Source organism: Stenotrophomonas sp. HMWF003, assembly GCF_003061285.1.
Classification (GTDB): Bacteria; Pseudomonadota; Gammaproteobacteria; order Xanthomonadales; family Xanthomonadaceae; genus Stenotrophomonas; species Stenotrophomonas maltophilia_AP.
On sequence record NZ_QAIW01000259.1, the window covers coordinates 8,817 to 13,495 of the forward strand.

Consider the following 4,679-nt stretch of genomic DNA (forward strand, 5'->3'; position numbering starts at 1 on the left):
GCGGTGAGGTACCAGCCGTTGTCATCGAAGGTGCTGCCCAGGCGGCCGCCATCGAAGCCATCGCTGATGCTGCCGAACACCTCCAGGTCGCCCTGCGCGCGCAGCACCAGCGCACCGGCTTCACCGGAGCCGCGCACGCTGCTGCGCGCCAGCGCCGGGGAGAGGCTGGCATAGCGGTGCGCGGACAGGTCCAGGTCGCCGTCCACGTGCAGGTTGCCGTCGGCGTTCACGCCGAGGTCGGCCACCACTTCCACGCCGGGGCGCAGGTGGAACGCATCGCCGTAGCGACGCAGGCCGGCCAGGCGGTTGTCGACCAGCGCGCTGTTGCCCAGTGCGGCGTCCATGAAGGTGCTGCTCTGCGCGTGCAGGCGGTCGAGGTAGGCCTGGTCGATGACCTGGTAGGTTTCGCCGCTGGCGGTGCGGTCGCTGCCGGCGGCGGCGCTGTTGTCGGTGATGAAGGCGTTGAGCTGGATCGCCTTCGCACCGTCGATGGTGATCGCGCCGCCAGCGTCGATGGCCACGTCGTTGCTGCCCACGCGTGGCGCGTTCAAGGCCACCGTGCCGTGGCTGCGGTCGCTGCCGGCCACGCGCAGGTCCATGCGCGCGCCACTGGCGATGGCCAGGGAGCCGGTGCCCGAATCGATCTCGATGGTGGCCCGGTTGGGCGCATCGATGGCCACGCCATAGCTGTCACGGCGCAGCACGCTGGCACTGGCATCGAGCACCGCCGTGCTGCCCAGGCTGACCCCGTTGCGCGCGGCCAGGCGGATGCTGCCGGCCTGTTCGCCGCTGGCATCGACGGTGCCGTTGACGGTGAGCTGGCCGTTGTCCAGCCCGATGTTCACCTCGTGCGCCACCACTTCATCGCCCAGCACCAGGTCGCCCAGGCCGATGCGGAAGGTGCGCGCGCCGGTGACGCCATCGCGGGTGAGGCGGGTGTTGAGGCCGCTGAAATCGGCGATGGACTGCCCATGCAGGTCGATCCGACCGGCGCTGTAAGGCACGTCGGTGCCGCCGGCATCGTAATGCCCGCTGCTGCTGCCGAGCAGGGTGCCGGCCAGGTCGATGGCGCCGCTGGCGGCACGCACGCGCAGTGAACCGGCGCGGTTGTTCTGCGCGGCCAGGTCGATGCGTGCAGCGGCGGCCTGCTGCACGTTGCCGCTGCGGCTGTCGATCACCACATCACCGCCCCAGCTGTACTTGGCGGTGTCGAAGAAGGTGATGCGGCGGCCGGCCAGGTCCAGCTGCGCGCCGTCGGCCAGGCGCACATCGCCCTGCGCGGCCAGGCTCAGCTTGCCGCTGGGCAGCAGCACGGCGGTGTCCAGCAACAGGGTGCCGGCGCGGCTGTCCAGGGCGATTTCCGCGCCCAGCGCGCCGGCCAGGGTGGCGTTGTCGGGGCGGGCCGCGGCACCGTTGCCGGTGACCTGCAGGTTGCCGCCGGCGGTGATCGTGTTGACCGACCCGGCCGCGCCGGTGAGCAGCGGGGTGGTGATGAACAGGTCGCCGCCCTGGCGGGCGTATGAGCGCGTGGCCGCGTCCCAGTCGCCCTGGGTTTCGAACACGCCCAGGCTGCCCTTCTGGTTGGCGGTGAGGCGCTCGCTGGCGTTGAGGTGCACGCCGGCAAAGCCCAGGGCGAGGCGGTCCTGGGCACGCACGGTGTCCGGCTGCGTGCGCGGGCCGTAGCCCAGCACGATCTCGCGGGCGTCCACCACCAGCTGGCCGTGGCCGGCGCCCGGGCCGTCGGCGATGATGCTGCCGGCCGGCGCCAGCGCGCCGCTCCAGACCAGGGTGTCGGTATGGATGCGGGCCACGGCATCGGCGTCGCCGTAACCGTAGATGGCCGGCGTGCCCAGCACCAGCTGCTTCAGCGCGGACGTTCCGGTGACCGCATCGAAGGTGGACAGCGACACATCGCCGTAGAAGTTGACCGACTCGCGTGCGGTCAGCGACAGCGCTTCCAGCGCCGGTGCACCCACGCTGGTGTCGCCCAGCAGCAGGCGGCTGAGCACGTCCTGGTTGAGGGTCATGCCAGAGGGCAACGTACCGCGCGCGGTGGCGTCGGCAATGGCCTCGGCACTGCCGACGTTGATGCCACCCACGGCCAGGGACAGGTTGCGCGTGCCATAGCGCACCGCATCGCCGAGCACGAACCGGTTGTCGGTGGCGGTGGCGATGGTGCCTTCGGAGTACAACCGGGTCTGGCCGGTGCAGGTGCCAGCCACCGCGCAGGCGCCGATCTCGATGCTGCCGGCGCCATTGCCCTGGGCGTCCGGCGCATCGGGCGCCAGCAGGTTGATCTGGCCGTTGGACACGGCCAACAGTGCGTTGCGGCCGGGCGCGTAGATGTAGCCCTGGGTGGCGTCGTAGGCGGCGGTGCCCTGGCCCAGCGTGTTGATGCCCGCGCCCTGCTCCACCACGATGCCGCCGGCCAGGCGGCCGGTCATGAGGAACACGTCGGCGGCCTGCAGCTGCGCACCGGCACGCAGCACGATGCTGTTGCTGCCCGAACTGCCGTCGATGGTGATCACGTTGGCCGACTGCAGCGAGCCGGTCCTTGCGTTGGCGTAGGTGCTGCGCAGCTGCCCGCCGATTTCCAGGCGCGCCGCGCCGACGCGGTTCAGCTCGCTGGCATGCACCGAAATGCCGTTGAAGTCCGCGCTGGCTTCGGCACCATCGGCCAGGATTTCGTAGTGGGTGGCATTGACCAGGCGTGCTACCGAACCGGTGCCGCCGCTCGCCGCTGTGTCCAGCACGGTGGCGTTGAACTGCAGCGACGGCAGGTCCAGCCCACCGGCCAGGGCCGGACTGGTCACGTTGAAATTGACCGCCTTGGCGTCGCGCTCGAGCAACGGGCGCGGGGCGCCTTCGCGCGCGGCCTGCTGCAGGGCAAAGGTGGCGTAGCTGGTTTCGTTGTACTGCGCGTAGCTGCGCAGGGTGTCGGCGGCGGTGACCACCAGCTGGGTGGGCAGCACGTCGCTGCTGCCGGTGTTGGCAATGCCCAGCCGTGCCGAGGTGCTCCACGAGCCGTTGCGCATGGCCTGGGTGGTGCCGAAGGCCGCCGCGCTGCCGGCCAGGCCGTTGAGTTCCACCCGGAATGCACCGGGCAGCAAGGCATAGGTGGACGGCAACAAGGTGTAGGTGCCGGCCGGCAAGCCCGGCACACCGGCGCCGATGGTGACCTGCTGGCCAATGGCCGGGTCGCCGGCGCCGCGCTCGCTGCCCAATGGCGCCTGCGCAGCCTGGGCGCCGGGCACGATGGCATACACCGGGTTGGTGGCCAGGCCCGGCAGGGTGAAGCCGTCGCGGCCCATCTGCACCAGCGGGTGCAGGCGCGCATCGGTGGAGCCGCCGCGGCCGGACAGGAACGCCGCACCGGTCAGTTCGCCGCCGCCGGACAGGTCCAGTACCGCGCCCTGCTGCGCGTTCACCGCGTGCGAGCGGAATTCCACCTTCGGTTCGCCGCCCACGCCCTGGTAGGCCACGTCCACGCCGTTGTAGTTGTAGACCAGCCCATCGACGGTGCCGCCGTAGGGCATCACCAGGTCCTTGGCACTGACCGAGGTCACGCTGCCCGGCAGCAGGTTGACCACGCCGGTGTAGCCGCTGCCATCGGCACGGCCCAGCGTGATGGTGCCCAGCGGCGCGCGCAGTACGCCGCCCTGGTTGATCACCGCCGCGCCAAAGCTCATGTTGCCGAACACGCTGTACGGCTGCGGTGGCAACACGGTGCCCACGCGCTGGATGTCCAGCACGCGGTCCGGGTCCAGTTCGGTGGTCAGCGCGCCCCACTCGTTCAACGTGCTGCGCAGGCCCACGGTGACGTTGCCGCTGCCGTAGATCTGCGCGGCTGCCAGGGTGGTGTTGCCCGGCGAGAACAGGTCGGCGGCGCGCAGGCGCAGGTCGCCCTGGCTCTGGATGCGCACCGTGCCGAAGGCATCGCGTTCGACCACCAGCGGATCGACCGCATTGCGCACGATCTCGCCGTTCGCACCGAAACCGACCGCGCCCACCACGTCGACCAGGTCCCCGGCGAAGGTGATGGACGCGGCGTCGGCCAGCGTGGCCACGCCCAGCGAGCCGGCGGCCGGGGTGAGGTTGCGCGACCCGGTCACCGGGTTGGGCATGATGGTGTTGTCGATCTGGCGGCGCGCCGCGCCGGACAAGCGCAGGTACGGCGCGTCCAGCCGGACCTGGCTGTCGCGTGCGGCGTCGGTGGACAGGCCGAGCGCGCTGGCGGTGAGGTACAGCGCCTGGCGCATGCTGAGCGTCACGTTGCCGTCGAAATCGAGCAGGCCGTTGACGTACAGCGACGCGGTGTCGAAGCCGCCGTCCTGGAGGGCATCCACGCCGTAGCGCGCCTTGCCGTAGGCCAGGCTCGGGTCGCGTTCACCGGCCACCACGTCCGCACCCAGGCCGCTGCCACTGTACTGCTGCTCAATCACCAGCTCGCGCGGTAGGCGCACGCCGTCGTCCACCTCGGCGCCCTTGCTGGTCCAGCGGTCGACCTGGCCGTACACCGGCGTTTCCAGGTTCAATGCCAGCGTGCCGCCGCGCGCGCCGTTGCCACCGGCTGCCGCATGCAGGCTGCCATCCACATACAGGCCGTTGCTGGCACTCAAGGCGATCACGCCGCCGTGGCTGGCCACGGCCGTCTGGCCGAGGCCGGGCAGGTCCAGCAC

Annotated in this window: 1 pseudogene; it reads right to left on the reverse strand. The window is 71.1% G+C overall.

Annotated elements, in window-relative coordinates:
• Positions 1-4,679: pseudogene (locus DBR34_RS21770) on the reverse strand (transporter); the annotation flags it as partial.